At 72.3% G+C, this 26,601-nt stretch carries 21 protein-coding genes; 9 read left to right on the top strand and 12 right to left on the bottom strand.

Annotation, left to right across the window (positions count from 1 at the left end):
* Positions 1-12: 12 nt before the first annotated feature.
* Positions 13-2,427 (top strand): 1,4-alpha-glucan branching enzyme, encoded by a 2,415-nt coding sequence (gene glgB / locus OCT49_RS25150; RefSeq protein ID WP_283854094.1) that lies wholly within the window; start codon positions 13-15, stop codon positions 2,425-2,427.
* An 18-nt stretch (positions 2,428-2,445) separates the two neighbouring features.
* Here glgB and OCT49_RS25145 read toward each other — a convergent pair whose 3' ends face one another.
* The gene (locus tag OCT49_RS25145) at positions 2,446-3,501 is read right to left on the bottom strand and encodes an RICIN domain-containing protein (RefSeq protein WP_283854093.1); all 1,056 of its coding nucleotides are present in this window, start codon (positions 3,499-3,501) and stop codon (positions 2,446-2,448) included.
* Between the two features lie 234 nt (positions 3,502-3,735).
* Positions 3,736-5,094 (bottom strand): cation:dicarboxylate symporter family transporter, encoded by a 1,359-nt coding sequence (locus tag OCT49_RS25140; protein WP_283854092.1) that lies wholly within the window; start codon positions 5,092-5,094, stop codon positions 3,736-3,738.
* A 172-nt stretch (positions 5,095-5,266) separates the two neighbouring features.
* On the opposite strand from OCT49_RS25140, the gene OCT49_RS25135 reads away from it, so the two are divergent.
* The 3 genes from OCT49_RS25135 (at position 5,267) to OCT49_RS25125 (ending at position 8,536) form a co-directional block, all read left to right on the top strand.
* Entirely contained in the window at positions 5,267-6,982 is a 1,716-nt protein-coding gene (locus OCT49_RS25135; protein WP_283854091.1) for a sensor histidine kinase, read from the top strand.
* Positions 6,979-7,653 carry a response regulator gene (locus tag OCT49_RS25130; RefSeq protein ID WP_283854090.1) on the top strand — a complete coding sequence of 225 codons (675 nt, stop codon included), beginning with the start codon at positions 6,979-6,981 and terminating at the stop codon, positions 7,651-7,653. Before OCT49_RS25135 ends, OCT49_RS25130 begins: the two co-directional genes overlap by 4 nt.
* Before the next feature lie 220 nt (positions 7,654-7,873).
* Complete coding sequence (locus tag OCT49_RS25125; protein ID WP_283855936.1) at positions 7,874-8,536, top strand: helix-turn-helix domain-containing protein; 663 nt, start codon at positions 7,874-7,876, stop codon at positions 8,534-8,536.
* 89 nt (positions 8,537-8,625) lie between these two features.
* On the opposite strand, the gene OCT49_RS25120 is transcribed toward OCT49_RS25125, so the two are convergent.
* Together OCT49_RS25120 and OCT49_RS25115 are read right to left on the bottom strand one after the other, a co-directional pair.
* Positions 8,626-9,642, bottom strand: a complete 1,017-nt coding sequence (locus tag OCT49_RS25120; RefSeq protein ID WP_283854089.1) for a helix-turn-helix domain-containing protein — start codon at positions 9,640-9,642, stop codon at positions 8,626-8,628.
* Positions 9,643-9,883: 241 nt separating this feature from the next.
* Positions 9,884-10,909 (bottom strand): ATP-dependent 6-phosphofructokinase, encoded by a 1,026-nt coding sequence (locus OCT49_RS25115; RefSeq protein WP_283854088.1) that lies wholly within the window; start codon positions 10,907-10,909, stop codon positions 9,884-9,886.
* A gap of 282 nt (positions 10,910-11,191) precedes the next feature.
* On the opposite strand from OCT49_RS25115, the gene pta reads away from it, so the two are divergent.
* The 3 genes from pta to pyk all read left to right on the top strand — a co-directional run bounded on the left by pta (position 11,192) and on the right by pyk (position 16,024).
* Positions 11,192-13,264 (top strand): phosphate acetyltransferase, encoded by a 2,073-nt coding sequence (gene pta, locus OCT49_RS25110; protein WP_283854087.1) that lies wholly within the window; start codon positions 11,192-11,194, stop codon positions 13,262-13,264.
* A gap of 4 nt (positions 13,265-13,268) precedes the next feature.
* Positions 13,269-14,519 (top strand): acetate kinase, encoded by a 1,251-nt coding sequence (locus tag OCT49_RS25105; RefSeq protein ID WP_283854086.1) that lies wholly within the window; start codon positions 13,269-13,271, stop codon positions 14,517-14,519.
* Between the two features lie 74 nt (positions 14,520-14,593).
* On the top strand, positions 14,594-16,024 hold the full coding sequence (gene pyk / locus OCT49_RS25100) for a pyruvate kinase (protein WP_283854085.1): 1,431 nt from the start codon (positions 14,594-14,596) through the stop codon (positions 16,022-16,024).
* 82 nt (positions 16,025-16,106) lie between these two features.
* On the opposite strand, the gene OCT49_RS25095 is transcribed toward pyk, so the two are convergent.
* From OCT49_RS25095 to OCT49_RS25080, 4 genes are all read right to left on the bottom strand, one after another.
* Complete coding sequence (locus tag OCT49_RS25095) at positions 16,107-17,375, bottom strand: hypothetical protein (RefSeq protein WP_283854084.1); 1,269 nt, start codon at positions 17,373-17,375, stop codon at positions 16,107-16,109.
* Positions 17,365-17,931 (bottom strand): DUF6114 domain-containing protein, encoded by a 567-nt coding sequence (locus tag OCT49_RS25090; RefSeq protein WP_283854083.1) that lies wholly within the window; start codon positions 17,929-17,931, stop codon positions 17,365-17,367. Before OCT49_RS25090 ends, OCT49_RS25095 begins: the two co-directional genes overlap by 11 nt.
* A gap of 96 nt (positions 17,932-18,027) precedes the next feature.
* Complete coding sequence (locus OCT49_RS25085) at positions 18,028-18,669, bottom strand: DUF6230 family protein (RefSeq protein WP_283854082.1); 642 nt, start codon at positions 18,667-18,669, stop codon at positions 18,028-18,030.
* Positions 18,670-19,270: 601 nt separating this feature from the next.
* Positions 19,271-20,245 (bottom strand): tetratricopeptide repeat protein, encoded by a 975-nt coding sequence (locus OCT49_RS25080; protein ID WP_283854081.1) that lies wholly within the window; start codon positions 20,243-20,245, stop codon positions 19,271-19,273.
* Between the two features lie 338 nt (positions 20,246-20,583).
* Between OCT49_RS25080 and OCT49_RS25075 the strand changes: the two genes are divergently transcribed.
* A complete protein-coding gene (locus OCT49_RS25075; RefSeq protein WP_283854080.1) occupies positions 20,584-21,213 on the top strand; it encodes a TetR/AcrR family transcriptional regulator in 630 nt (209 codons plus the stop codon).
* A 130-nt stretch (positions 21,214-21,343) separates the two neighbouring features.
* Here OCT49_RS25075 and icmA read toward each other — a convergent pair whose 3' ends face one another.
* The 4 genes from icmA to OCT49_RS25055 form a co-directional block, all read right to left on the bottom strand.
* Entirely contained in the window at positions 21,344-23,044 is a 1,701-nt protein-coding gene (gene icmA / locus OCT49_RS25070; RefSeq protein ID WP_283854079.1) for a coenzyme B12-dependent isobutyryl-CoA mutase large subunit, read from the bottom strand.
* Between the two features lie 99 nt (positions 23,045-23,143).
* A complete protein-coding gene (locus OCT49_RS25065) occupies positions 23,144-23,476 on the bottom strand; it encodes a DUF3817 domain-containing protein (RefSeq protein WP_283854078.1) in 333 nt (110 codons plus the stop codon).
* Positions 23,477-23,577: 101 nt separating this feature from the next.
* Positions 23,578-24,087: a MarR family winged helix-turn-helix transcriptional regulator gene (locus OCT49_RS25060; protein WP_283855935.1), complete on the bottom strand. Its 510-nt coding sequence runs from the start codon at positions 24,085-24,087 to the stop codon at positions 23,578-23,580.
* A gap of 10 nt (positions 24,088-24,097) precedes the next feature.
* A complete protein-coding gene (locus OCT49_RS25055; protein ID WP_283854077.1) occupies positions 24,098-25,498 on the bottom strand; it encodes an MFS transporter in 1,401 nt (466 codons plus the stop codon).
* 71 nt (positions 25,499-25,569) lie between these two features.
* Here OCT49_RS25055 and OCT49_RS25050 point away from each other — a divergent pair, with 71 nt between their 5' ends.
* Complete coding sequence (locus OCT49_RS25050; RefSeq protein WP_283854076.1) at positions 25,570-26,556, top strand: ArsR/SmtB family transcription factor; 987 nt, start codon at positions 25,570-25,572, stop codon at positions 26,554-26,556.
* Positions 26,557-26,601: the final 45 nt, after the last annotated feature.

The raw sequence follows: 26,601 nt of genomic DNA, 5'->3' as shown, positions 1-26,601 counted from the left end.
GAGGCCGTCCCCGTGACCGCCCGCAAGCCGTCCCGCAAGACGCCCGCCCCCACCGACGCCTCCCCGCCCCCGCCGCTGCCCCCGGCCGGGACCGCCCCGCCCAGGGCGCCGGCCGGGACGGCTCCCCCGGGGTCCCCGGCGGCGGAACCGGCCGCCCGGACCCGGCGGAAGAAGCCGGCCGGCGCCGAGTCGCCGCACCCCCGCCGGGAGCCCGGCACCCACGGGGTGCGGCCGGCGCCGCCCCTCGACGCCGAGGACCGGGCCCGGCTGCTGGCCGGTGCGCACCACGCCCCGCACGACCTGCTCGGCGCCCACCCGGTCCGGGGCGGGGTGGTCTTCCGGGTGCTGCGTCCGTACGCGCGTGGGGTGACGGTGCTCGGCAAGGGGCTGCGGGCGCGGTTGCACGACGACGGGGACGGGCTCTTCTCCGGGCTGCTACCGATGCCCGCGCTGCCCGAGTACCGGCTCCTGGTCGGCTACGAGGACACCGAGATCGAGACGCACGACCCGTACCGCTTCCTGCCCGCGCTCGGGGAGCTCGATCTGCACCTGATCGGCGAGGGGCGGCACGAGGAGCTGTGGACCGCCCTGGGCGCCCGGCCCATGGAGCACCAGGGGGTGGCGGGCACCCGGTTCACCGTCTGGGCGCCCGACGCCCGCGGGGTGCGGGTCGCCGGGGACTTCAACTACTGGGACGGCACCGGCTTCCCGATGCGTTCGCTCGGTTCCTCCGGGGTGTGGGAGCTGTTCCTGCCCGGGATCGGCGAGGGCACGCTCTACAAGTTCGACATCTGCCGCCCGGACGGTTCGCACACGGTGCGCGCCGACCCGATGGCCCGGCGGACCGAGGTGCCGCCGGCCACCGCGTCGATCGTGACGGACCGGCACCACGTGTGGCAGGACGGGGAATGGATGGCGCACCGCGGGGACGTGCCGGTGCACGAGGCGCCGTTCTCCGTGTACGAGGTGCACCTTCCGTCCTGGCGACCTGGACTGACATACCGTCAACTCGCTTCCCAGCTGCCCGCGTACGTGAAGGAGCTGGGGTTCACGCACGTGGAGCTGATGCCGGTCGCCGAGCATCCCTTCGGCGGTTCCTGGGGCTACCAGGTCACCGGTTTCTACGCCCCGACCTCCCGGCTCGGTTCCCCCGACGACTTCCGCCTCCTGGTCGACTCGCTGCACCGGGCCGGCATCGGCGTCCTCATGGACTGGGTGCCCGCACACTTCCCGCGCGACGACTGGGCGCTGGCGGAGTTCGACGGCCGGCCGCTGTACGAGCACCCGGACCCCGCCCGCGCGGCGCACCCCGACTGGGGCACGCTGGAGTTCGACTACGGGCGCAAGGAGGTGCGCAACTTCCTGGTCTCCAACGCCACTTACTGGTGCGAGGAGTTCCACATCGACGGGCTGCGGGTGGACGCGGTCGCCTCGATGCTCTACCTCGACTACTCGCGCGAGGACGGACAGTGGTCGCCGAACGAGCACGGCGGCCGGGAGAACCCGGACGCGGTGTCCTTCCTCCAGGAGATGAACGCCACCGTCTACCGGCGCAACCCCGGCGTCGTCACCATCGCCGAGGAGTCCACCGCCTGGGACGGGGTCACCCGCGCCACCCACCACGTCGGGCCGGGCGGCTTCGGGGGGCTGGGCTTCGGGCTGAAGTGGAACATGGGCTGGATGCACGACTCCCTGCAGTACATGACGAAGGAGCCCGTGCACCGCAAGTACCACCACAACGAGATGACCTTCTCGATGGTGTACGCGTACAGCGAGAACTACGTGCTGCCGATCTCGCACGACGAGGTGGTGCACGGCAAGCAGTCGCTGGTCTCCAAGATGCCGGGCGACTGGTGGCAGCGGCGCGCCAACCACCGGGCCTACCTCGGCTTCATGTGGGCCCACCCGGGCAAGCAACTCCTTTTCATGGGGCAGGAGTTCGCCCAGGGCGCGGAGTGGTCGGAGGGGCACGGCCCGGATTGGTGGCTGCTCGACCCCTCGTACGGGGCGGAGGCCGATCACCGGGGCGTGCGCACCCTGGTGGGCGACCTGAACGCGGTGTACGCCGCCACGCCCGCGCTGTGGCAGCGCGACACGGTCCCGGAGGGTTTCGACTGGGTGGACGGCGGGGCGGCCGAGGACAACGTCTTCGCGTTCCTGCGCTTCGACGCGCAGGGCTCGCCGCTGCTGGCCGTCAGCAACTTCTCCCCGGTGGTGCGGCACGACTACCGCCTCGGGGTCCCGGCGGTGCCCGGCGACCGGGGTGTGTGGGCGGAGGTCCTCAACACGGACGCCGCGCGGTACGGCGGCGGCGACGTGTGCCACCCCGGCCCGCTGGAACCGGAGGCGGTCCCGTCCCACGGCAGGAACGCCAGCCTGTCACTGACGCTCCCGCCGCTGGCGACGGTGTGGCTGCGGCCGGTGTGATCGCGACCGCGTCCGGGGTCAGCCGCAGGTGGTGAACTCGGGCGCGGTCTTCGCCAGGTAGACGCTGGCGTGGCCCTGGTCGTCGCTGGTCAGGGGCACCGTGACGGTGTCCTGCGCCTTCCACGGGTACCCGTTCGCGTCGAAGGTCCACTCGCCGGTCACCTTCGTGGCCAGCTTCGACAGCGCCACCCAGCCGTACTGCTGCTGCGGGACGGTGATGGTCAGGCTGTTGCCCAGCGTCTCGCTCAGGTCGTACGTCACCTTGCCGGAGATGGTGAGGGCGACGCTCGTCTGGACGGGGTTCGGTGATCCCGTGCCCAGCTTCGTCTCGAAGGACACGCTGAGCTCGCTCGACCATCCGCTGGTGGTGGTCAGCGAGAACGTCCACGGCACGGGCGCGCCGGTGCCGTTGTACCAGACGGGCGAGACGCACTCGACGGGCAGCGGCGCGGCGGGGGCCTGGACCCCCTTCGTCCACGAGCAGGTGGCCGCGTCCTTCTGGCAGCGCTTGGAGGCGTACTCCACGGCGGCGGCCATGGCGTCGCCCGAGGCGGCGGCGGGGATCCGCCACTGCTGCGCGGCGGAGCCGTTGCAGCCGTAGGTCTGGGTCCAGGCGTCGTCGTACTGGGCGTTCAGGACGATGTCGACGCACTTGTTGTCACCGGCGTTGCGGATCATGAAGGTGTTGGCGGCGCCGGTGACGGGCTGGAAGTACCAGCGCTGGGAGGCGGCCCCGGAACACGACTGCTGCCGCAGCGGAAGGCCGGTCGCCACGCACTTCCCGGTGAAGTCGTTGGCCAGGGTGAACGAACCGTCGGCCTGCTTGTTGGCGGTCCACTGCTGGTGGTAACCGGGCGCGGAGTTGGTGACGACGTAGACGCCGTCCCCCGTGTTGCCGTTCTGCACGTCCAGGTTCCGGCCGTTGCCGGCCGCGGTGAACGTCAGCGCGGCCAGGCCGGAGGTCTCGGCCGCCCGTGCCGTCCCGGTCTGTGCGGTCAGGCCGAGCACGACGGCCAGCGCGGCCACGAGGGCGGCCAACGCCCTGGGTAAAGCGTGGCTGGTACGCGAGTTCATGACGGATCCCCCTGTGTGATCGCCGGATCGCCCGGCGTGATGACGCCCATCACGCTAGCGCCGTCCGCCCGCCCGTGAGGGGCACCCCGGCGACAATGGCCGACACACGAGGTGTCGGCCGGAAGGCGCCGCTGCGGCGCGGGGGCGTCGCCCATGCGGCCGGCGCGGCGAGGGGCCGTCGCAGTGGTGTCCGCGACGGCCCCTCGTCGTCGTGTTCCGGAAGCCGGAGGGCCGCTACGCCTTCGTCACGGCGAGCTCGTCGTCGCCGTCGCGCGGCCCGGGGACCTCCGTGACCTCGCCGTCCTGGTTGAGCATCCGCTCGTCCCAGGGGAGCGCGCCGGACAGGACCCGGGCGGCCCGCTCCTTGTCGATCTCCTTGGTCCAGGTGCCGACCAGAACGGTGGCCACGGCGTTGCCCGCGAAGTTCGTCAGGGCGCGGGCCTCGCTCATGAAGCGGTCGATGCCGACGATCAGGCCGACGCCGTCGACCAGGCCGGGTCGGTGCGACTGGAGGCCGCCCGCGAGGGTGGCGAGGCCGGCGCCGGTGACCCCGGCCGCGCCCTTGGAGGCGACGATCATGAAGAGCAGCAGGGAGATCTGCTCACCGGCGCTCAGCGGGTCGCCCATCGCGTTGGCGATGAAGAGCGAGGACATCGTGAGATAGATCGCGGTGCCGTCGAGGTTGAAGGAGTAGCCGGTCGGCACGGTGATGCCGACGACCGGCCGGCTGACGCCCAGGTGCTCCATCTTCGCGATGAGCCGCGGCAGGGCGGACTCCGAGGAGGAGGTGGAGAGGATCAGCAGGAACTCGCGGCCCAGGTACTTCAGCAGGGCGATCAGGCTGACCCCGGCGACCAGGCGCAGGATCGTGCCGAGCACCACGAAGACGAAGATCGCGCAGGTGAGGTAGAAGCCGACCATGATGATCGCGAGCGACTTCAGCGCGTCGATGCCGGTCTCGCCGACCACTGCGGCCATCGCGCCGAACGCGCCGACCGGGGCCGCCCACATGATCATGGCGAGGATGCGGAAGACGAGGCGCTGGACGTGGCCGATGCCGCGCAGGACCGGTTCGCCCGCCGCGCCCATGGCCTGCAGCGCGAAGCCCGCGAGCAGCGCGACGAGCAGGGTCTGGAGCACCTCGCCCTCGGTGAAGGCGGAGACCATCGTGGTGGGGATGATGCCGAGCAGGAAGTCCACGGTGGACTCGCTCACGCCCGCCGCCTGCTTCTCCCCGGCGGCCCGCGCCGCCTCGGTGAGGTGCAGGCCCTGGCCGGGCTCCAGGAGGTTGCCGACGAGCAGGCCGATGGCGAGCGCGACGGTCGACATCACCAGGAAGTAGCCGAGGGCGAGGCCGCCGACCGCGCCGACCTTGGCGGCCTTGCGCACCGAGCCGACGCCCAGCACGATCGTGCAGAAGATGATGGGCGAGATCATCATCTTGATCAGGTTCACGAAGCCGGTGCCGATCGGCTTGAGCTCGACGGCGACATCCGGGGCGACGAAGCCCACGAGGATGCCGAGCCCGACCGCCGCGATCACGGCGAGATACAGATAGTGCGTACGGTCCCGCCTGGCGGCTGCCACTCCCACGGGGGTTCTCCTCGGCTCGTCCGGGTCACTCCCCCGTCCCTGGAGGGGTGCAAGGGCCTGCCCCGGCACGCATGGCCGGAAAAAACCCTTGGCGAATATCTCGCTCCCTGTGACCCCGGTCACCGTTGCGTGCATTTCGTTCACACGTTTCCGGCCGGGCACACTGGTGGCCATGCGTCTGCCCCGTACCCGTCCCCGCAGCCTGGCCGGCCAGCTCTTCGCCATGCAGGTGGTGCTGGTGGCCGCGGTGGTGGCGGGGTGCGCGTTCTTCGCCTACGTCTCCGGCAGCGAGCAGGCGGAGGAGACCGCGACCCGGCAGGTGCGGACGGCCGCGCTGGCGATCGCCGGTTCGCCGTCGGTGCGGGAGGCGATCGGCACCCCCGATCCGTCGGCCGTGCTCCAGCCGTACGCGGAGCGGGTGCGCAGGGACACCGGGATCGCCTTCGTCACGATCATGTCCCCGGACCGGGTCCGCTGGACGCATCCGGACGCCGACCGGATCGGGGAGGAGTTCCTCGGGCACACGGCGCGGGCGTTGCGCGGCGAGACGTTCTCGGAGACGTACACCGGCACGCTCGGCCCCTCGATCCGGGTCGTCACCCCGGTCCGCGACGGCGGCCGGATCGTCGGCCTGGTCAGCGCGGGCATCACGGTCGACCGGGTCTCCTCGCAGGTGCGGGAGCAGCTCGGGGCGCTGGGGCTGGCGGCGGGCGGGGCGCTGGCGCTCGGCGGCATCGGCACCTATGTGATCAACGCCCGGCTGCGGCGGCACACGCACGGCATGAACGCCGCCGAGCTGAGCCGGTTGCACGACTACCACCAGGCCACGCTGCACGCGGTGCGCGAGGGGCTGCTGATGCTCGACGGGCGGCGCAGGATCGCGCTCATCAACGACGCGGGCCGGGAACTGCTGGGGCTGGAGCCGGATGCGGTGGGGTGCCGGGTCGACGAGCTGGAGCTGCCGGCCCCGCTGACCGGTGCGCTGCTCGCCGCCGAGGAACGGGTCGACGAGCTGCATCTGACGGCGGACCGGGTGATCGTGGTCAACACCCGCCCGGTGGTGGGCGGTGAGCAGCACGGCACCGTGGTGACCCTGCGCGACCACACGGAACTCCAGGCGCTCTCGGGCGAGTTGGACTCGGAGCGGGGCTTCACCCAGGCGTTGCGCTCGCAGGCGCACGAGGCGGCGAACCGGCTGCACACCGTGGTCTCGCTGATCGAGCTGGGCCGGGCCGACGAGGCGGTGGGCTTCGCCACCGCCGAGCTGGAGCTGGCCCAGGCGCTCACCGACCGGGTGGTGGGCGCGGTCGCCGAACCGGTGCTGGCCGCGCTGCTGCTCGGCAAGGCGGCGCAGGCCAACGAACGGGGCGTGGAGCTGGTGCTCGCGGAGGACAGCCTGATCGACGACGGTTCCCTGCCCCCGACCCTGTCGCACCGGGACCTGGTGACGATCCTCGGCAATCTGATCGACAACGCGGTGGACGCGGCGTCGGAGGCGGCGGCCGGTGCGCCGGGGTCCGGGCCCGGCCGGCGGGAGGCGGCGGCCGGGCGGCCGAACGGGCGGGCCCGGGTCACCGTCACCGCGCTCGCCGGGGAGGACGGGCTGCTGCTGCGGGTCGCCGACACCGGGGCCGGGATCGACCCGGCCGCCGCCGGGGAGGTGTTCGCCCGCGGCTGGTCGACGCACGGCGCGGGCCGTGGCATCGGGCTCGCCCTCGTCCGGCAGGCGGTGCACCGCAACGGCGGGTCGGTGACGCTGGACCGCGGGGCGGACGGCGGCGCGGAGTTCACGGTGCGGCTGCCCCCGGCCGCCGTGCCCGCCCCGGCGTCGGCGCCCGCTCCCGTACCCGCTCCCGCGCCCGTGCCCGGGAAGGGAGCCCTCGCGTGATCCGGGTGCTGGTCGTCGAGGACGACCCCGTCGCGGCCGACGCCCACCGGCTGTACGTGGAGCGGGTGCCGGGGTTCGCGGTGGCGGCCGTCGCGCACTCGCGGGCCCAGGCGGTGCGGGCGCTGGAGCGCACCCCGGTCGATCTGCTGCTGCTGGACCTGTACCTGCCCGACGGCCACGGCCTGCAACTGCTGCGCTCGCTGCGCGCGGCCGGGCACTCGGCCGATGTCATCGCGGTGACGTCGGCGCGCGATCTGGCCGTCGTCCGGGAGGGGGTGTCGCTCGGGGTCGTCCAGTACGTGCTGAAGCCGTTCACCTTCGCCACCCTGCGTGACCGGCTCGTGCGCTACGCCGAGTTCCGGGCGGCGGCCGGTGAGGCGAGCGGCCAGGACGAGGTGGACCGGGCGCTCGGCGTCCTGCGCGCACCGCAGCCGGCACAGCTGCCGAAGGGGCTGAGCGGTCCGACGCTGGAGGCCGTCACCCGCACCCTGCGGTCCGCGCCGGACGGGGTGACGGCGGCGGCGGCCGGTGAGGCGCTGGGGATCTCGCGGATCACCGCCCGCCGCTACCTGGAGCACCTGGTGACGGTGGGGCGGGCGGTGCGCAGGCCCCAGTACGGCCAGATCGGACGCCCGGAGCTGCACTACCGCTGGGTGGCCGAGAACCGCTGACCGCACGGCCGGTCGCGGTGCGGGACGGCCGACCGCCCGGTCGCGGTCACGGAGCACCCGGGACGTTCCTCCGGATCTCCCCCTCGGACCTTCCTACGAGCCGCGATATCGGCAAAACGCACCGTGGCCGTACCGCCGCCCGGCTTCCTACGGTGGGGCCGTGCGCCCCTCACCGCCCTTCGACGCCCCCGCCGCCCGCCGGCTCCGCGAGGCCCTGGGGATGCTGCCGAGCCATGTCGCGTACGGCCTCGGCGCCCAGTACGGGCTGCGGGTCGCCACCGTCACGGTGATCGCCTGGGAGCGGGGCACCGCCGTGCCGAGCGAGTACGAACTCAAGGCGCTGGCCGGGGTGTTGTGGTGCTCCCCGGCCGAACTGCTCACCGGGGCCCGCACCCTGCGGGAGCACCGGACGGCCAAGGGCCTGGATCAGGCGGAGTTCGCCCGGCTGCTGGGGCTGACCGGGGAGGCGTACCGGCGGATGGAGGAGTCCGGGCGCTGGCGCGGCAACGACCGGCAGTCGGCGCTGCTCACCAAGGTGCTGGGGCTGACGCCCGCCGGGTTCGTGACGGTGTCCGGCCGGGACGAGGAGCTGGCCGGGCTGCTGCGCGAGGCGGTGACGACGCGCTGGCAGGCCCGGGTCCGGCCGGTGGCGAAGCTGGTGCCGCTGGAGCACGGGGTGGTCCAGGACGTGCTGGAGCAACTGCACACCGATTACCAGGCGTTGATGGCCCCGATGCCGAGCCGGAGCGGCACGGGAAGGGGTACGGGCGCGGGCAGGAGGACGGAGCGGACCGGGACGGCGGGCGATGCGGGGCGGGCCTTCCTGGCCGAGGTCCTGGAACGGTTCTGGCGGACGGCCGGGGTGCACGGGCCGCAGGTCTGAGCCCCGCCGCCCCGACCCCGGCCGACCACCACCGTCTGCCGTCCGCCACCGCCTCTCGCCCCGGCCCCGGACCGGGCGGTGACCCGCCCTCAGCCGCCGGCCGTCCGCGTGGCCACCGGGTCGAAGGAGAACAGGCTCTTCCTCTCCCCCGCGCAGTCCGTCTGCACCAGCTCGGCGCCGCGCTCCTTGCCGTACCTCTCGGCACCGACGCACAGACGGGTGTGGACGGGGCGGATCCGGTAGCCCTCGACGGGGCTGCCCACGGGCTCGATCCGGAACTCCTCCGCCTCGTCGCGCTTGCCGCACTCCTGGTCCTGGAGCGGGGCCCCGTTCTCCCGCGCCCCGTCCCAGATCCCGGTGCAGCCCTGACCATAGACGGGGTGGTCGGTCACGATCCGCCAGATGTCCTCGCCCAGCGGCTGGAGGGAGAAGGCCGGGATCGTCTCCTGCTCGCACCGCACCTGGTACAGCCGCCCGCTGTCGCTGCCCTGCTCCTCGCTGAGGCAGTATCCGGAGTGCACGGACCGGATCTGCACCGTCCGCCCCGCCACGGGCCCGGTCGCCCGGCGGGTGTCCGGCCGGCCCTCGTCCTCGTCCCCTCCGAGCAGGACGGCGGTCGTCGCGACGACGGCGAGCACGACCACCGAGACGACCGCCGCCAGGACGACGCGGTTCCTCCGGCGGCGGGCGGGGTCCGGACCGGCGGCCGGGGCGTCCGGGGACGGCCGCGCCGACCCGTCCGCGGGGCCGTCCCCGGACGCCCCGGCCGCCCCGTCCTCCTCCGCCCGGTCGCCGCTCCCGCCCGTTCCGCTCCGCCGCCCGTGCACGACCAGTTCCTTGCGCACCGCGAGCCAGTCGCCGACCTCCGCCGGCCCGCATCCGCAGGCCCGTACGAACGCGGCGAGGAGCTCCTCACGCGGGACCGAGGTGCGCCCGAGCATGTTGGCGATCGTGGACCTCGGCAGGACGTCCCCGACCGCGTCGGCCCGCTGGCTCAGTTCGCGGAACGTCAGCCCCGACGCGTCCTTGAGCACCCGCAGGAGGGCGACGAACTCGTCCGCGCTCCGCGCCTCCCGGGGGTCCGGAGCCCTGCCCTCGACCACCATGTTTCCGTGCCCCTCCCCTGGAATCCGTGTCCGGACAGAGTTGGGACATGTCCGGGACAGGGAGAAGCCTTGTTGATCCGCGCCCCGGGCTCAAGAGTTGATTCCGGCACCGGAACCGTCCGGGACCGGTGCCTCCGTACGGCCACGTGGCCGTGGGAACGGCGAGCGGCCCTGACCGTCCACGGGGGGACAGTCAGGGCCGCCGGGTGCCGGCGCGCGACGGCACCGCCGCGCGGGCGGGTCAGAAGACCGATTCCGCCTCGTCCATCCGGTCCTTGGGAACCGTCTTGAGCTGGGTGATCGCGTCGGCGAGCGGGACCATCCTGATGTCGTTGCCGCGCAGCGCCGTCATCCGTCCGAAGTCGCCCCGGTGGGCCGCCTCCACCGCGTGCCAGCCGAAGCGGGTGGCGAGCACCCGGTCGTACGCGGTCGGTGTGCCGCCGCGCTGGACATGGCCGAGAATGACCGGTCGGGCCTCCTTGCCGAGCCGGGTCTCCAGCTCGATGGCCAGCCGGTTGCCGATGCCCTGGAAGCGCTCGTGGCCGTACTGGTCGATCTCGCCCTTGGCGTACGGCATGGAGCCCTCGGCCGGGTGGGCGCCCTCGGCGACGCAGACGACCGCGAACTTCTTGCCGCGCGCGAAGCGTTCCTCGACCATCTTCACCAGGTCGTCGACCTCGAAGCGGCGCTCGGGGAGGCAGATGCCGTGCGCGCCGCCGGCCATGCCGGACTCCAGCGCGATCCAGCCCGCGTGGCGGCCCATCACCTCGACGACCATGACCCGCTGGTGCGATTCGGCGGTGGTCTTGAGACGGTCTATGGCCTCGGTCGCGACTCCCACGGCGGTGTCGAAGCCGAAGGTGCGGTCGGTGGCGGAGATGTCGTTGTCGATGGTCTTGGGCACGCCGACGACGGGCATCCCGGCGTCCGACAGCATCCGGGCGGCGGTCAGGGTGCCCTCGCCGCCGATCGGGATGAGGGCGTCCATGCCGTAACGGCGGCTCAGCTCGGCGCAGTTCTCGGCGGCCTCGCGCAGCCGGGCGCGCTCCAGCCGGGCCGAGCCGAGGATGGTGCCGCCGCGGGCGAGGATGCCGCTGACCGCGTTGAGGTCCAGGGGGCGGAAGTGGCCGTCGAGCAGTCCCTTGAACCCGTCCTCGAAGCCGATGACCTCATCGCCGTGACCCACCACGGCTCGGTGGACGACCGACCGGATCACTGCGTTCAGGCCTGGGCAGTCGCCGCCTGCGGTGAGAACTCCGATGCGCATCGTGCTGTGTCTCCTGCTCGTCCGTGCCGGGGGCCGGGGTCGGTCGCCGACGATCCCCGTACCGTGGCCACGGCAATTGTCCCACGTTGGTACGGACCTGATGCCCCCGGCAGGTCGGGGACCCCCGCACGGGTGGCCCGTCGACGCGTCGGCGGCGGGCCGGGGAGGGCTCCCGCGGGCCCCGGAACGGGGCCGTTCGCCCGGCGGGCGGCGCTTTGCCACCCACAGGTATCGTCAACATGTCAATACCATCCCAAACCGCAATCGGACGGGAGAGCACGCGTGACGCGCAGCGTGTACGTGACCGGGATCGACCGGGGAGACGGCCGGCAGGTCGTCGATCTGGGAGTCATGGAACTCCTGACGCGTCAGGTGGACCGGGTCGGGGTGTTCCGGCCCCTCGTCCACGAGGGGCCCGATCGGCTGTTCGAACTGCTGCGGGCCCGCTACCGGCTCTCCCAGGACCCCGGTTCGGCCTACGGCCTGGACTACCACGAGGCGTCCGCGCTCCAGGCGGAGCAGGGCACGGACGAGCTGGTGACCCGGCTCGTCGAAAGGTTTCACCAGGTCGCCCGGAAGTACGAGGTCGTGCTGGTGCTCGGCACCGACTTCGCCGCCACCCAGCTGCCCGACGAGCTGGCGCTCAACGCGCGCCTGGCCAACGAGTTCGGCGCCTCGGTGATCGTGGTGGTCGGCGGGAAGGGCCAGGACGCCCGGTCCGTGCGGGCCGAGGCCCGCAACGCCCACCGCGCCTACGCCGGGCTGGGCTGCGACGTCATCGCGATGGTCGTGAACCGGGTGGCGGCCGAGGACCGGGACGCCATCGCGGACCGGCTGGCGGCCCGGCTGCCCGTCCCCTGCTCGGTCCTGCCCGACGACCCGGCGCTCTCCGCGCCGACCGTCGCCCAGATCACCGCGGCGCTCGGCGGCACGGTGCTGCTCGGCGACGACTCCGGCCTGGCCAGGGACGCGCTGGACTTCGTCTTCGGCGGGGCGATGCTGCCGAACATGCTGAACGCGCTGACGCCGGGCTGTCTGGTGGTCACCCCTGGGGACCGGGCGGACCTGGTGGTCGGCTCGCTGGCCGCGCACAGCGCCGGGACGCCGCCCATAGCCGGGGTGCTGCTGACCCTGGACGAGCGTCCCGGCGAGGAGATACTCAAGCTGGCCGCGCGACTCGCACCGGGCACCCCGGTCGTGTCGGTGGCCGAGGGCTCCTTCCCCACCGCGGCCAGGCTCTTCGCCCTGGAGGGCAAGCTGAACGCGGCGACGCCCCGCAAGGCGGAGACCGCGCTGGGCCTGTTCGAACGCCATGTGGACACCGGCGCCCTGCTGGAGCGGATCTCGGTGGCCCGCAGCGACCGCGTCACCCCGATGATGTTCGAGCACGAACTGCTGGAGCAGGCCCGCGCCGACCGGCGCCGGGTGGTCCTGCCGGAGGGCACCGAGGAACGGGTGCTGCGCGCCGCCGACGTGCTGATGCGCCGCGACGTCTGCGACCTCACCCTGCTCGGCGATCCGGACCTCGTCCGCAAGAAGGCGGCCGACCTCGGCATCGACCTCGCCGGGATCCGGATCGTCGACCCGCAGACCTCCGAACTGCGCCAGCTGTTCGCCGAGCGGTACGCGCAGCTGCGGGCGCACCGCGGGGTCACGGTGGAGCTGGCGTACGACGTGGTCGCGGACGTCAACTACTTCGGCACCCTGATGGTCCAGGAGGGCCTGGCGGACGGCATGGTCTCCGGCGCCGTGCACTCCACCGCGGCGACGATCCGCCCGGCGTTCGAGATCATCAAGACCAAGGAGGACGCCTCGATCGTCTCCTCGGTCTTCTTCATGTGCCTGGCCGACAAGGTGCTGGTGTACGGCGACTGCGCGGTCAACCCGGACCCGGACGCGGAGCAGCTCGCCGACATCGCGGTGCAGTCGGCCGCCACCGCCGCCCGCTTCGGCGTGGAGCCGCGGATCGCGATGCTGTCGTACTCGACGGGCACCTCGGGTTCGGGCGCCGACGTCGACAAGGTGCGCGCGGCGACGGACCTGGTCCGGGCGGGCCGGCCGGACCTCATGGTCGAGGGCCCGATCCAGTACGACGCCGCGGTGGAGCCGAGCGTCGCCGCGACGAAGCTGCCCGGTTCCGAGGTGGCGGGGCAGGCGACGGTGCTGGTCTTCCCGGACCTGAACACCGGCAACAACACCTACAAGGCCGTGCAGCGCTCGGCGGGCGCGGTGGCCGTCGGGCCGGTCCTCCAGGGGCTGCGCAAGCCGGTCAACGACCTGTCCCGCGGCGCGCTCGTGCAGGACATCGTCAACACCGTGGCCATCACGGCGATCCAGGCGCAGGGCGAGGAGTGAACGGATGACCACCCCGACCACAGAGGGTTCCGGCGCGGCGGGCGCGTACCGCGTACTGGTCCTCAACTCCGGTTCCTCGTCGGTGAAGTACCAGCTGCTGGACATGAACGACCGCTCCCGGCTCGCGGTGGGGCTGGTCGAGCGGATCGGCGAGGAGACCTCCCGGCTGGTGCACACCCCGCTGCCCGGCGGTGGCGGCGAGCCGCGCGAGCGCGTCGGTCCGATCGCCGACCACCAGGCGGCGCTGCAGGCGGCGGCCGAGGAGCTGGCGGCCGACGGACTGGGCCTGGACTCCCCGGAACTGGCGGCGATCGGCCACCGGGTGGTGCACGGCGGACTGCGGTTCACCGAGCCCGTGGTGATCGACGACGAGGTGCTGGGGGAGATCGAGCGCCTGGTGCCGGTGGCCCCCCTGCACAATCCGGCGAACCTCACCGGCATCCGCACCGCGCGGGCCCTGCGGCCGGACCTCCCGCAGGTGGCGGTCTTCGACACGGCCTTCCACACGACGATGCCGGAGTACGCGGCGCGGTACGCGATCGACACGGAGACCGCCGACGCGCACCGCATCCGGCGCTACGGCTTCCACGGCACCTCGCACGCGTACGTCTCGCGCAGGACGGCCGAACTGCTGGGGCGGCCCCCCGAGGAGGTCAACGTCATCGTGCTGCACCTGGGCAACGGCGCCTCGGCGTCGGCGGTGGCCGGGGGCCGGTGCGTGGAGACCTCGATGGGGCTGACCCCGCTGGAGGGGCTGGTGATGGGGACCCGTTCCGGGGACGTCGATCCCGCCGTCACCTTCCACCTCAAGCGGGTCGCGGGCATGTCGACGGACGAGATCGACGTCCTGCTCAACAAGAGGAGCGGTCTGGTCGGGCTCTGCGGCGACAACGACATGCGGGAGATCCGGCGCCGGGTCGACGAGGGCGACGAGCGGGCGGCGCTGGCGTTCGACATCTACGTGCACCGGCTGAAGAAGTACATCGGCGCCTATTCGGCGGTCCTCGGCCGGGTGGACGCGGTGGTGTTCACGGCGGGGGTCGGGGAGAACTCGGCGCCGGTGCGACAGGCTGCCATCGCCGGCCTGGAGGGGCTCGGACCGGTGGTGGACGCGGATCTGAACGAGGTGCGGTCCGGCGAGCCCCGGCTGATCTCGCCGGACCACGCGCGGGTCGCGGTCGCCGTGGTGCCGACGGACGAGGAGCTGGAGATCGCCGACCAGACCTTCGCGCTCGTCGGACAGGTCCACAACTGAGCACCCCCGCGCCCCTTTGTACCTTCCGCCAGACGGAATATTCCGCAGCGAAACAAACCGATAGGATCCGCCCCATGCGCCGTTCCAAAATCGTCTGCACACTCGGTCCCGCCGTCGACTCCCACGAGCAGCTGGTCGCTCTGATCGAAGCCGGCATGAGCGTGGCCCGCTTCAACTTCAGTCACGGCAGCCACGAGGAGCACCAGGGTCGTTACGACCGGGTCCGCCGGGCCTCCGCCGAGACCGGCCGGGCGATCGGCGTGCTCGCCGACCTCCAGGGGCCGAAGATCCGCCTGGCGAAGTTCGCCGAGGGCCCCGTCGAACTGGTCCGCGGGGACGAGTTCACCATCACCTCGGAGGACGTCCCCGGCGACAAGTCGATCTGCGGCACGACCTACAAGGGGCTGCCCGGCGACGTCGCCAAGGGCGACCCGATCCTGATCAACGACGGCAACGTCGAGCTGAAGGTCATCGCGGTCGAGGGCCCCCGGGTGCGGACGATCGTCATCGAGGGCGGCGTCATCTCCGACCACAAGGGCATCAACCTGCCCGGTGCGGCGGTCAACGTCCCGGCCCTGTCCGAGAAGGACGTCGACGACCTGCGGTTCGCCCTGCGGATGGGCTGCGACCTGGTGGCGCTGTCCTTCGTGCGGGACGCCGACGACATCAAGGACGTCCACAAGGTGATGGACGAGGAGGGCCGCCGGGTCCCCGTCATCGCCAAGGTCGAGAAGCCGCAGGCGGTCGAGCACATGCAGGAGGTCGTCATGGCCTTCGACGGTGTGATGGTGGCCCGCGGCGACCTGGCCGTGGAGTATCCGCTGGAGAAGGTCCCGATGGTGCAGAAGCGCCTGGTGGAGCTCTGCCGGCGGAACGCCAAGCCGGTGATCGTGGCGACCCAGATGATGGAGTCGATGATCACCAACTCGCGGCCGACCCGCGCCGAGGCGTCCGACGTCGCCAACGCGATCCTGGACGGCGCGGACGCGGTCATGCTGTCGGCCGAGTCCAGCGTGGGCGCGTACCCGGTCGAGACGGTCAAGACGATGTCGAAGATCGTCGTCGCCGCCGAGCAGGAGCTGCTCTCCAAGGGCCTGCAGCCGCTGGTGCCGGGCAAGAAGCCGCGCACCCAGGGCGGTTCGGTGGCCCGCGCGGCCTGCGAGATCGCGGACTTCCTGAACGGCAAGGCACTGGTCGCCTTCACCAAGTCCGGCGACACGGCCCGCCGGCTCTCCCGCTACCGCGCGGAACAGCCCATCCTGGCCTTCACCACGGACGAGTCCACCCGCAACCAGCTCTCGCTGAGCTGGGGCGTCGAGGCCCACGTGGTGCCGCACGTGGACAACACGGACGCGATGGTCGACCTGGTCGACGGCGAGCTGCTGAAGCTGGGCCGTTACAACGCGGGCGACACCATGATCATCACGGCCGGTTCGCCCCCCGGCGTTCCCGGTACGACGAACATGGTCCGGGTGCACCACGTCGGCGGCGGCGCGCGCGACTGACGCACTCCTCCCGCACGGCTGTGGGCCGCACTCCCCCGAGGAGTGCGGCCCACAGTGCCGTGCGGGAACGGGAATACGTGCCCTAGCCGTTGCCGCCGGTGAAGTAGTTGTGCAGTCCGGGGACTTTGAGCGAGCCGCCGAACTGGCCCGCCTGGACCACCGTGACCTTGGTGAAGAAGGCGAAGGGAACGTTCAGCGGGGGCGGCGTCTCCGGGCTGAACGTCACCGGGATGAGGCCGAAGAGATTGCCCTTCAGCTTCTCCGTGTACATCGTCACCGTGCCGTTGCGGATGGTGGACTTGGAGCCCTTCCGCGCCTCGACGTGGGCCGTCGTGCCGTTCGGGCCGACGGTCTTCTGGTGGAGGTCGTCGATGTCGATGGAGCTCGCGGTGAACTTCAGCACCTTCTTGACGGTGCCGCCGTACGTCTTCACCTCGACGATGCCCTCGTAGTCGAGCCCGTTGAGGGTGAGCATCGAGCTCTCCAGGATCCACGGATCGTCCGGGAGCAGCGGGACGCCCGTCTCCAGGTCGGCCGCGGCCAGCGCCTCGGGGTCGGCGGTCGGGCACGGGAAGCGCTTCTTGGCGCCGTCCGGGATGTCCTCGTCCTTCTTGGCGTCGAGCCCCTTGACGCTCTCGTCGAGCTCCTCGACCGGCTTGCCCGCCTTGTCCGCGGCCTCGCGGATGGCGTCGGCGGTCCTGTCGGCCGCCTCGTCCGCCTTCTTCTTCGCGGTGTCGGTGGTCTCCCCGGCGGGCTTCTCCGCGGGCTTCCCGGCGGGCTGGGACGGCTCGGGGGACTCGGTGCTCGCGGTCGGGGACGGGCTCGCCGTCTCCTCCTTGTCCGGTCCGTCGAAGAGGTCCCGCAGCGCGTCGCCGATGCCCAGCGGGTCGAGCGGGTTCCTCGACTGCGTCGGGGTGGGCGAGGCGCTCGGCGCGGCGGCGGGCGCCTCGGCCTTCGTCTCCGGCTTCGCCGCCTCGTCCGCGGACGGGGTGGCCGAGGGCTGCGGGGCCGTCGCCTCGTCCTTCTTCCCGTCACCGGCGTCGGTGGCGGACGGGGACGGCGACCCGGTCCGGGAGGCGGACGGCGAGGGCGACTCGCTCGGCTCGTCGGAGCGGGTCACGCAGGGGCCGGGAGCGAACGGGATCTCCGGGTTGTCGTCGGCCATCGCGAGCTTGGGGGTGAGGCCCATGCCCACGAAGACGGCCGTCGGCATCGCGGCGAGCGCGAACGCCTTGCCGGCCGGTATGTGCAGCTTCGTCAGCAACGACTTCCTGGGGGCCGCGTGACGCGGTCCGCTCTTCGGCCGGAGGCCCTCCCCGGTCGAGTTCAGCTGCGTCTCGTCACCCCGCACGATGCCTCCCGCCGTCGGCCTCGACTGTCGTGTCGTACTGCTCCGGCTGCTGGGGAACCGCCGCCGTGGTGTGGAACTCGGAGCCGGGCTGCTGCGCGCCCCGGCCGTGGCCGGCCGCCGCGGAGTCCACCGCACCGGCGGGCTCGGGCTCGGGGTCCGGCTCGCCCGGGGCCCAGGAGACGGAGAGCGCTCCGCCGAGCATGGCGAACAGGAAGCCGACGAGGAATCCGCCGATGTTGGCGACCGGGATGGAGATCAGCGCCAGCAGGATCGCGGCGACTCCGGCGAACACCCGCACGATGTGGTGGAACCACATCGTGAGGCCCAGCGTGATCAGCAGGACCCCGATGATCAGCGATCCCGCGCCGGCGGTCGTGGACATCGCCAGCGTGATGTTGCCGAGATGCATGTTGGCGTACGGGAAGTACGCGATGGGTAGACCACCCATCATGGTGAACAGGCCCGCCCAGAACGGCCGGTTACCCCGCCAGGTGCGGAATCCACGCCAGAAGACGCGGAGGTAGTGCTCGTTCTGCCCTGTGGACTCGGGGCTCATGGAAAACAGCTCCCTGGAACCGGTACTGCCTGAAGAAGAGAAGGGATCGGGCGGCCGGAGACCCCGAAGGAGGGCTCCGGCCACCCTGGCGGGTGCTTAGTAGCACTCCTTGACGCCACTGTGCAGGCGCAGGCTCAGGTTGCTGAGCTTGAAGGTGCCCGCCGTGGTCGCCCATGCCGTCTGCTTCACGTTCTTCAGCGTCGCCTTCTTGGCGCGCTGCGCGAAGCCGTTCGGGTTCACCTTCTTCTCGGTGCCCGCCTGGATGCCGGGGGCCCCGACCTCGCCGGCGGCGACACCGATGTCGATGTTCTCGAAGTACGCGTCGGCGTCGAGCTCGGCGACGTCCAGGTACAGGTTGGTCGCCTTGACCGGCTTCTTCGGGTTCGTACCCGCGTGCAGCTGCAGCGTGACGTTGCCGAGACCGAACGGCAGGTTCGGCGTGACCACCGACTGGCACATGTTGGTGATCGTGGCCTTGCTGAAGCCGGACACGGCCACCGCGTGCGCCGCGTCGTCACCCTTGAGGTCCTTGCCGGTGGCGACGCTGCCGTACTGGACGAAGTCCTCACCGACGAGCTTGTCGGTGCTCACCTTGAAGCTCTGGCCCGACACGCTGAACGACGCCGCGAGGGCGCCCTGCGCGAGACCGACACCCACCGCCGCGGTCGCGACGACGCTCGGCACCATGACCAGAGCGAAGCGCTTCCATCTGGTACCGCCACGAACCTGGGAACTCATATTTTTCCTCCTTCTCGGACGTACATCTCCGGTCCGGGCCTCGGCCCGTCCTGGGATGGGAGAAGTGCTACGTCCTCGGGAAGGAGAGCGCCTGCGTACGGAGGCACGAACCGCGCCCGAACCACCGGCGATCACCCCCGAGCGACAACCACTGGTCACGCATGCGCGCGACCCGTATCGGACAGGCCCTGCCGGACGACAGGAACCCCCCTGTCCGGAGCCGGCCACCACTGCCGCCGACCCACTCGGTGGGGACCCAACGGGGCCGCCGCACCGACTGGCGGTCGGGCTGACGTTATTGGACCGAGCCCGGCCGATCGTGGTGCATTCCCGCCCGTGGCACAAGGGGGTTCGTTACTCGCTGGTAACGGCCTGCCGACCGCCGCTCGACCGACCGAGACCGGGCCACCACACAGGGTGGCCCGGAATCAGCGGACGAAAGGGCGGATCGGCGCCTCAAAGGGGACAGATCCCGGAGGGCGATTTACTCCGAGTAACAGGCACTGGCTTTATCAAGATTTGGTAAAGCAGAGGTGTCTCTTGTCGCCCGGTCGCGAAAACGGCCGCGGCAACCGGCGGGCGCCGCGGCCGTGTTGTCACATCAGAACAAGACCCGCGCCAGCGCGGTACGCGCGGCCACGACCCGCGGGTCGTCCGGGCCGATCACCTCGAAGAGCTCCAGCAGCCGCACCCGCGCGGCGTCCCGGTCGTCGCCGAAGGTGCGGCGCACCGTCTCGACGAGCCGGCCGAAGGCGTCCTCGACATGACCGCCCACCAGGTCCAGGTCGGCCGCCGCGAGTTGCGCGGCGACGTCGGCCGGGCGCTCGGCCGCGTCCTTGCGGACCTGCTGCGCGTCCATGTCCTTGACCCGGGAGAGGAGTTCGGCCTGGGCGAGGCCGAGCTTGGCCTCCGTGTTGGCCGGGTCGTCGGACAGGACGTTGCGGTACGCCTGGACGGCGCCGGCGAAGTCATTGGCGTCCAGCGCCCGCGCGGCGGCTTCGAGCAGGGCGTCGTACGGTCCGGCGGGGGTCTCGGCCGGGGCCCGGTCGGCGCCTTCGGCGGCGTCCTGGTCGACCACGATCCCGGTGAGCCCGAACCGCTCCTCGCCGACCTGGATCAGCTGGTCCAGCGTCTGCCGGATCTGGGCCTCGGGGGCCGCGCCCTGGAAGAGCGGGAGGGCCTGCCCGGCGACGACGGCGAAGACCGCCGGGATGCCCTGGATGCCGAACTGCTGCATCAGCATCTGGTTGGCGTCGACATCGATCTTGGCCAGCACGAAGCGGCCGTTGTACTCGCGGGCCAGGCGCTCCAGGAGCGGCCCCAGCTGCTTGCACGGCTCGCACCACTCGGCCCAGAAGTCGATGACGACCGGGACTTCGGCGGAACGCTGCAGGACCTCGCTCTCGAAGCCCGCCTCGTCGACGTCGATCACCAGGGCGGAGGGGGACACGCCGCCGCCACCGCCCTGCCGGGCGGCCTCGGCACGGGCCTGCTCCGCTTTCGCCTTGGCCTCACCGGCCGCCTTCACCGCGGCGAGGTCGACGACGCCGCTCATGGACATGTTCCTAGGCTGCATACGTACATCCTCCCCCCTTGGCACGCCGATCCGAAAAGCGAGACGGGAACCGTGTCCGTCCGCAGCCCCCCGCCGGTGTGCGGGGCGCACGGACGGACCCGGTCCGAGGGCCCCTGAAAGACCCGTTGGACCCCTGAAAGGTCCGTTTCGGCCCCGGGTCCCCACCCGGTGCCTGTGGTTGTCATTCGGTCGCGGCGTCACGACGGCGGGACCGTCGCTCTTACGCTACGACCCGTAGCGTAACTCCCCCGTACCCCTGGCGCACAAGTGCGCCCGGTGATCTGTCTCACGGCTCCGGGGACCGGCCGGTTCTACTTACTGACCGGTATGGTCACGGCATGCCGAGCCGCCCCCACCCCGAACCCCCACGAACGGGACGCCCGCGCAGCGTCGCGGCCGACGAGGCCATCCTGGAGGCGACCAGGGCCTCCCTGGTCGATCTCGGCTGGTCGAAGCTGACGATGAGCGACGTGGCGGCGCGGGCCGGGGTCGCCAAGACGACCCTGTACCGGCGGTGGGCGGGCAAGAACGAACTGGTCGTGGACGCCGTCGCGGTCCTCTTCGACGAACTGGAACTGCCCGACCTGGGCAGCCTGTCGGCCGATGTGCAGTCGGTGGTGCTGCAGTTCGCCGCGCTGCTGGAACGGCCGGAGACCCGGACGGCGCTGATGGCGGTGGTCGCGGAGTCGACGCGCGACGAGGCGCTGCGGGCCCGGATACGCGACTCGATCGTGGCCCGGCAGAAGCGGCTGGTGCTCCAGGGGCGCCGACGGGCCCAGGAGCGCGGGGAGCTGCCCCGGGAGCAGGACGAGGACGGGGCGGCGGCGACCGCCGACCTGATCTTCGACGTGATCGCCGGTGCGGTGGTGCACCGGGTGCTGGTGAGCGCGGAGCCCGTGGACGCGGACTGGGCCCGCCGCTTCACCGTGCTGCTGCTCGCGGGGCTGGGGTCGGCGGCCGCGGTCTGAGGGCCGCCCCGGCGGCGCGCGGTACGGACGGACAGCGGTGCGGGTCCCCGGGAGGGGTGGGTCCCCAGGAGGGGGCGAGCCCCGGGAGGGTGGCCCTGCCGCCCGCCGCTCCCGGGAACCCGTCCGTCCGTCAGAAGCCGGGCGGCTCCGTGTAGATGCCCCACTCGTCGCGCAGGACGCCGCAGATCTCGCCGAGCGTGGCCTCGGCCCGCACCGCGTCGAGCATCGGCGCGATCATGTTGGAGCCGTCGCGGGCGGCGGCCAGCATCGCGTCCAGGGCCGCCTTCACCCGGGCGTCGTCGCGGGCGTCCTTGCGGTCGCCCAGGACCCGGACCTGCTCGCGCTCGACCTCGTGGCTGACCCGGAGGATCTCCAGGTCGCCGGTGACCGAGCCGTGGTGGACGTTGACGCCGACGACCCGCTTCTCGCCCTTCTCCAGCGCCTGCTGGTAGCGGAAGGCGGACTCGGCGATCTCGCCGGTGAACCAGCCGTCCTCGATGCCGCGCAGGATGCCGGAGGTGATGGGCCCGATCGGGTGCTGCCCGTCCGGGTGGGCCCGGGTGCCGCGCTCCTTGATCTGCTCGAAGATCTTCTCGGCGTCGGCCTCGATCCGGTCGGTGAGCTGCTCGACGTACCAGGAACCGCCCAGCGGGTCGGCCACGTTGGCGACGCCGGTCTCCTCCATCAGCACCTGCTGGGTGCGCAGCGCGATCTCGGCGGCCTGCTCGGAGGGGAGCGCGAGGGTTTCGTCGAGGGCGTTGGTGTGCAGCGAGTTGGTGCCGCCGAGAACCGCGGAGAGCGCCTCGACGGCGGTCCGCACGACGTTGTTGTACGGCTGCTGGGCGGTGAGCGAGACACCGGCGGTCTGGGTGTGGAAGCGGAGCCACTGCGCCTTGTCGGTCTTCGCCCCGTAGACCTCCTTCATCCAGCGGGCCCAGATCCGGCGGGCGGCGCGGAACTTGGCGATCTCCTCGAAGAAGTCGAGGTGCGCGTCGAAGAAGAAGGAGAGGCCGGGCGCGAAGGTGTCGACGTCGAGGCCGCGGGAGAGGCCCAGCTCCACGTAGCCGAAGCCGTCGGCCAGGGTGTACGCGAGCTCCTGCGCGGCCGTCGCACCGGCCTCGCGGATGTGGTAGCCGGAGACCGAGAGCGGCTTGTAGGCGGGGATGTCGCGGGCGCAGTGCTCCATCAGGTCGCCGATGAGGCGCAGGTGGGGCTCGGGCTGGAAGAGCCACTCCTTCTGCGCGATGTACTCCTTGAAGATGTCGGTCTGGAGCGTGCCGTTGAGCACCCCCGGGTCGACGCCCTGGCGCTCGGCGGCGACCAGGTACATGCAGAAGACCGGGACGGCGGGGCCGCTGATCGTCATGGACGTGGTGACGTCGCCGAGCGGGATGTCCTTGAAGAGGACCTCCATGTCGGCGGCGGAGTCGATGGCCACGCCGCAGTGCCCGACCTCGCCGAGCGAGCGGGGGTCGTCTGAGTCGCGGCCCATCAGGGTCGGCATGTCGAAGGCGACGCTGAGCCCGCCGCCGCCGGCGGCCAGGATCATCTTGTAGCGCTCGTTGGTCTGCTCGGCGTTGCCGAAGCCGGCGAACTGGCGGATGGTCCAGGTGCGGCCCCGGTAGCCGGTCGGGTGCAGTCCCCGGGTGAAGGGGTACTCGCCGGGCCAGCCGATCCGCTCGAACCCCTCGTACGAGTCGCCGGGGCGGGGCCCGTAGACGGGCTCCACCGGGTCCCCGGAGAGCGTGGTGAAGTCCGCGTCACGCTTGCGGGCCTTGTCGTAACGGGCCTGCCAGCGGCGGCGGCCCTCCTCGATCGCGTCAGCGTCCATGCATTCGAATTTACTAGGACGTCCTAGTAAATGTCGATGGCAAACCGCCCGGTGCTCGGCACGGGGCGGTTCGGGTGGTGCGTGCGGACCGGCGGGCCCTCAGGCCTTGGCGGTCGCCGGGGAGCCGGTGGCGAGCAGCGGCTCGACCTCGCGGACGACCTTGCGCTCGACGAAGAACGCGGCCGTCGGGATGGTGCCGGAGAGCAGGATCCAGAGCAGCTTGCCCATCGGCCACTTCGCCTTGGAACCGAGGTCGAAGGCGAAGATCAGGTAGACGATGTAGAGCACACCGTGGACCTGGGAGACGACGAGCGTCAGGCCCTCGCCCTTGTCGAAGCCGTATTTGAAGATCATGCAGACGCAGAGGACGAGCAGCATGACGGCGGTGACGTAGGCCATCACCCGATAGCGGGTCAGCACGCTGGGTTTCATGGAGCCGAGCGTAACCGCACGTCCGGGGCGATCTTGCAGCGGGCCCGGCCCTCGAAACGCCGTTCCATTTCCCGTTCCGGCGCCCCTACCCCGTACCTGCCCTACTCCTCCTCGAAGTCGTGGGCCGCGACCCGCAGCGGGCGCAGCATGGCGAAGATCTCGGCGCATTCCTCGGCGTCGTACACCCCGAGTCCGAACTCCATGTCGACGAGGTCCTTCGTCGCCGCCTCGACGACCTCGCGGCCCCGCTCGGTGATGGAGGCGAGGGTTCCGCGGCCGTCGTTGGGGTTGGGGCGCTTGGCGACCAGTCCGGAGCGCACCAGGCGGTCCACGGTGTTCGTGACGGAGGTGGGGTGGACCATCAGCCGCTCCCCGATCTTGGACATCGGCAGCTCACCGGCCTTGGAGAAGGTGAGCAGCACCAGCGCCTCGTACCGGGCGAAGGTCAGTCCGTACGGCTTGACGACCGCGTCGACCTCGGCGAGCAGGATCTGCTGGGCGCGCATGATCGAGGTGATCGCCCCCATCGAGGGCACCGGGCCCCAGCGCTGCTGCCAGAGTTCGTCGGCGCGGGCGATGGGGTCGAAGGGGAGACTGAGCGGCTTCGGCACGGCATCGACCTTACCCATTGGTCACATGCTGGTCAGCCCCGTCTCGGACTTCGGTACCGGGCTTCCGTTCCCCGGATCGCGGGCGGGTGGCGCGGACCTCCCGGACCACCAGCAGCGTGCACAGGGTGCCCACCGCCCCCGAGGCGGCGACGACCTGGTGGACCGGGAAGAACTCCGCGGCCAGCCCGGCGAGGCCCATCCCCAGGCCCTGGGCCGTCATCAGCCCGGCGGTGAGCAGGGTCATCGCCCGGCCCCGCAGCGCCTCGGGCACCGCGTCGAGGAACCACTGGTCGAGCCCGATGACGTACGCCGCCCCCACCCCGGTCAGCACCAGGGCGGCGAGGGTGAGCACCATGCCGGGACGGGAGGCGTACAGCAGCAGGGGAAGCAGCCCGAGGGCGGCCGCGGGCAGCACGGTCCGGGAGCGGGTGCGGGGGCCGAGGGCGGATCCCGCCCAGAGCTCCGCCCCGACGTGGCCGACGGCCATCGCGCACATCAGCAGCCCCGGTGCCGCGGGCCCGGCCCCGATGGCGTCGGCGTAGGGCGCGGCCAGGGCCTCCGGCGCGACCACGAAGAAGGGGGGCACCCAGAAGAGCAGCAGCAGTGCCCGGATCCGGCGGTCGGCGAGAACCGTCCGGGTGCCGGAGAGGGAATCCCCCAGCAGCGTTCCGCCGCCCTCCGCCGCCGCGGCCGACCGGGCCGGCCGGGCCCGGGTGCCGAAGCGGAGCAGCAGCGCCGAGCAGCAGAACGTGCCGACGGCGACCGCGATCGCCCCGCGCGGCGACAGGGCGGCCAGCAGCAGTCCGCCGGCCCCGAAACCGATGAGCAGGGCGGACTGGGAGACGATCCGCAGCAGCGAGCGGCCCAGGACGTAGCGGTCGCCCTCGCCGAGGATGTCGGTGAGCGCCGCGGCCCGCGTCCCGGTGAACACCGGCGCGACCGCCGCCACGACGCACCGCAGCGCGAGGAGCCCTCCGACGGGGGTGCCGGGCAGCACCATGACGGCGACGCAGCCGGCGCAGACCAGGTCGCAGGCGACGAGGACGCGGCGGGCGGGAAAGCGGTCGGCGATCCCGGCGAGGAGGGTGCCGCCGAGCGCGTACGGGAGGAGGCCCAGCGCGAAGGTGAGGGCGGAGAGCAGCGGCGAGCCGGTGAGGTCGTAGACCAGGACGGTGAGGGCGAGTTCGCTGACGGCGACGCCGAGCAGCGAGAGCAGGTGGGCCACGAACACGGCCCGGAACTCCCGTACCCGGAACACCGCCCGGTAGCCGCCGCCCGCCTCGTCGCCGGGGCCCCGCGCCCGGCTCGGGTCGTGCGGGTCGCGGGGCTCCGGGGCGGGTGCCGGAGGCGTCGGCCCTGGGGCGGGAGGGGTGCGGGGTGTGCCCGCCTGGGTACGGTCGTCGCTCGGCATGGACGCAGCGTGTCCGAGGACCCGGCCCGTCCGTAGACTTTCGGCCCAGGCCGAATCTTCCTGGAGCTCCTGTGCCCTTCCATCTGCGTTTTGACGAGAGCGACCTGCTCCGCTGCCGCTTTGCGCTCTCCCCGCTCTGGGAGACGCAGGAAGCCGTGCGCACGCTCGCCCGGCCGGCCCGGCACGGCTACCACCTGCCGTGGCTGCGGCGGATCGAGGAGGCCGCCGCCGGGCTGGACCTGAGGCCGCTGTGGCGGCTGATGCCCGAGGGCGGGCACACCCCCGACTTCCTCTGCCCGCCCCCGCTCGGCCCGCTGGCCCGTTTCGAGGAGGAGATCGCCGCCGTCCGCGCGGTCGACCCGGCGGTGGCCGCGCACGACATGGCCCGGGCCCTGGCCGGCATGCCCGGCGGCCCCGGTTCCCCGGCCGGGCGGAGGATGCTGGCCGATCCGGCGCGTACGGTCCAGGAGCTGGCGGACCTGCTGGAACGGGCCTGGCGGCTGATGATCGAGCCGCACTGGCCGCGGCTGCGCGCCCTGCTGGAGGCCGACATCGCCTACCACTCGCGGCGGCTGGCCGAGGTCGGTTTCGAGCGGCTGCTGGGCGAACTGAGCCCGCGCCTGCGCTGGGCCGGTTCGACGCTCACGGTGACCGGCACCCGGGGGAACCACACCCGGGTGCTCGGCGGGGAGGGGCTGGTGCTGATGCCCAGCGTCTTCGTCTGGCCCGATGTCGTCGGCGGCTACGAGCCGCCCTGGCTGCCCGCGGTGATCTATCCGGCCCGCGGCATCGGCGGCCTCTGGACGGAGGCCGCGGACCGCACCCCCGACGCCCTGGCCCGGCTGCTCGGGCGGGCCCGCGCCGACGTCCTGTGCGCGCTCGACGAACCGGCCGGGACCACGGCGCTGGCCCACCGGCTCTCGCTCGCGCCCTCGTCCGTGTCGGAGCACCTGTCGGTGCTGCGCGCGGCGGGGCTGCTCACCTCACGCCGGTACGGCCACCAGGTGCTGTACGAGCGCACTCCGCTGGGCATCGCGCTGACGGCCGGGGCCCCGTGAACGGCCCGCGCGCACGCGGGTTCACGGGGCCCCGGGAACCGGACC

Source organism: Streptomyces sp. ML-6, assembly GCF_030116705.1.
GTDB lineage: Bacteria > Actinomycetota > Actinomycetes > Streptomycetales > Streptomycetaceae > Streptomyces.
Note: the sequence above shows the minus strand (reverse complement) of the source record. Positions and strands in the feature narration are given on the sequence as shown.

Excerpts from the sequence above, each read along its gene's own strand:
- OCT49_RS25145 (WP_283854093.1), bottom strand. The coding sequence starts at position 3,501 with ATGAACTCGCGTACCAGCCACGCTTTACCCAGGGCGTTGGCCGCCCTC.
- OCT49_RS25135 (WP_283854091.1), top strand. The coding sequence starts at position 5,267 with ATGCGTCTGCCCCGTACCCGTCCCCGCAGCCTGGCCGGCCAGCTCTTC.
- OCT49_RS25125 (WP_283855936.1), top strand. The coding sequence starts at position 7,874 with ATGCTGCCGAGCCATGTCGCGTACGGCCTCGGCGCCCAGTACGGGCTG.
- OCT49_RS25120 (WP_283854089.1), bottom strand. The coding sequence starts at position 9,642 with ATGGTGGTCGAGGGCAGGGCTCCGGACCCCCGGGAGGCGCGGAGCGCG.
- OCT49_RS25115 (WP_283854088.1), bottom strand. The coding sequence starts at position 10,909 with ATGCGCATCGGAGTTCTCACCGCAGGCGGCGACTGCCCAGGCCTGAAC.
- OCT49_RS25105 (WP_283854086.1), top strand. The coding sequence starts at position 13,269 with ATGACCACCCCGACCACAGAGGGTTCCGGCGCGGCGGGCGCGTACCGC.
- pyk (WP_283854085.1), top strand. The coding sequence starts at position 14,594 with ATGCGCCGTTCCAAAATCGTCTGCACACTCGGTCCCGCCGTCGACTCC.
- OCT49_RS25090 (WP_283854083.1), bottom strand. The coding sequence starts at position 17,931 with ATGAGCCCCGAGTCCACAGGGCAGAACGAGCACTACCTCCGCGTCTTC.
- OCT49_RS25085 (WP_283854082.1), bottom strand. The coding sequence starts at position 18,669 with ATGAGTTCCCAGGTTCGTGGCGGTACCAGATGGAAGCGCTTCGCTCTG.
- OCT49_RS25080 (WP_283854081.1), bottom strand. The coding sequence starts at position 20,245 with ATGCAGCCTAGGAACATGTCCATGAGCGGCGTCGTCGACCTCGCCGCG.
- OCT49_RS25075 (WP_283854080.1), top strand. The coding sequence starts at position 20,584 with ATGCCGAGCCGCCCCCACCCCGAACCCCCACGAACGGGACGCCCGCGC.
- icmA (WP_283854079.1), bottom strand. The coding sequence starts at position 23,044 with ATGGACGCTGACGCGATCGAGGAGGGCCGCCGCCGCTGGCAGGCCCGT.
- OCT49_RS25065 (WP_283854078.1), bottom strand. The coding sequence starts at position 23,476 with ATGAAACCCAGCGTGCTGACCCGCTATCGGGTGATGGCCTACGTCACC.
- OCT49_RS25055 (WP_283854077.1), bottom strand. The coding sequence starts at position 25,498 with ATGCCGAGCGACGACCGTACCCAGGCGGGCACACCCCGCACCCCTCCC.